A 1110-nucleotide genomic window follows, 5' to 3' on the forward strand; every position below is an offset into this window, starting at 1 on the left:
GTGCCGGTGAGCGTCCATGTCACCGACGAGGCGGCCGGGATCTCGACGGCGGGGCAGGTTGCCGTGCCGTTGTCGATCGGGCAGTTGGCTCCGTCGGCGGCCGTCATTGCCGGGTTGTTGACTCCGGCGGGCACCTGGTCGGTGACGACGACGTCGCGGGCGCGGGAGGGTCCGTTGTTCGTCACGCTGACCTGCCACTGGATCAGCTGTCCCGGCACGACGGGGTTGGTCAGCAGCACCTTCGACACGGTGAGGTTGGCTTGCAGCGAGGGCGAGTTGGTCGGCGACGCCACCGCTGTGTGTGTGGGCACCGAGGGATCGGGCCCGCCGGTCACCGTCACGGTGTTGGTCGGCGTAACCGTCGCGTTGGTGTCGAGGGTGCCGGTGAGCGTCCACGTCATCGAGGAGCCGGCGGGGATCTCGACGGCGGGACAGGTTGCCGTTCCAGCGTTGATCGGGCAAGGCGTGTTGTCGGCATCCGCCTTCATGCTCGCGCCGGTCACGCCCGCCGGAACGGTGTCGGTGACGATGACGTCGCGGGCGCGGGAGGGTCCGTTGTTGGTGACGCTGACCTGCCACTGGATCTGCTGCCCGGGGACGACCGGATTGGTGAGCAGGACCTTGGACACGGTGAGGTTCGCTTGCGGTGTCGGCGACTTGGTCGGCGAGGCGACGGCGGTGTGGGTCGGCGTTGCGGGGTCGGGGCCACCGGTCACCGTCACGGTGTTGGTCGGTGTGACGGTCGCGTTGGTGTCAAGGGTGCCGGTGAGCGTCCACGTCATCGACGAGCCGGCCGGGATCTCGACAGCGGGGCAGGTCGCCGTGCCGTTGCTGATCGGGCAGTTGGTTCCGTCAGCGGCCGTCATTACTGGGTTGTTGACCCCGGCCGGAACGGTGTCGGTGACGACGACGTCGCGGGCGCGGGAGGGTCCGTTGTTCGTCACGCTGACCTGCCACTGGATCTGCTGCCCGGGGACCACCGGATCGGTGAGCAGGACCTTGGAGACGGTCAGGTTGGCTTGCGGCGACGGCGAGCCCGAGGGTGATGCCACGGCGGTGTGGGTCGGCGTTGAGGGGTCCGGGCCGCCGGTGACCGTCACGGTGTTGGTC

At 69.2% G+C, this 1110-nt stretch carries 1 pseudogene; it reads right to left on the minus strand.

Annotated features, from left to right (window positions below):
• Positions 1-1052, minus strand: a pseudogene (locus ADK60_RS23430) (DUF11 domain-containing protein); the annotation flags it as partial.
• Between the last annotated feature and the right edge of the window lie 58 nt (positions 1053-1110).

This window comes from Streptomyces sp. XY431, from assembly GCF_001279805.1.
GTDB classification, from domain to species: Bacteria; Actinomycetota; Actinomycetes; order Streptomycetales; family Streptomycetaceae; genus Kitasatospora; species Kitasatospora purpeofusca.